The sequence below is a fragment of the Clostridium sediminicola genome, assembly GCF_050402865.1.
GTDB lineage: Bacteria > Bacillota > Clostridia > Clostridiales > Clostridiaceae > Clostridium_AF > Clostridium_AF sediminicola.
Genome location: NZ_BAABMF010000082.1, coordinates 1 through 363, shown reverse-complemented (window position 1 = coordinate 363; position 363 = coordinate 1). Strand labels below are relative to the sequence as shown.

1 protein-coding gene is annotated in these 363 nt (G+C 33.9%); it reads right to left on the bottom strand.

The features are described 5' to 3' along the window. The coding region (locus ACQ3F0_RS26830) for a sodium:solute symporter family transporter (protein WP_428868874.1) at window positions 1–363 on the bottom strand (363 nt) is incomplete at both ends.

The following is a 363-nucleotide window of genomic DNA, read 5'->3' as shown; positions in this document are numbered from 1 at the left end:
GTACTTGACCTTGGTCAAATCCAAAGTATCCTATCCACATTGCAAATCCACCGATCATTACTGTCCACATATTTAATGAATCTTTATTGAATAACCAATCAAAAGATTTTAGCTTGTCAGCTTCTTTAGCAGCTTGCATTATTCCACTAAATCCTGTTGGTACTTGACTTGAAGCAAATATTACTGCAAATACTAAACCTGCAAATAACACAAGAGCTTGTATTGCATCTGTCCAAATAACTGCTTTAATACCTCCAACAGCTGTATAAATAATTGCGAAAACAACAATAATTGGAACCCATGCTTTGAATGATAATCCAGTAATTTCACTTAATACTAAAGCTGGTGTATATACAAATCCAC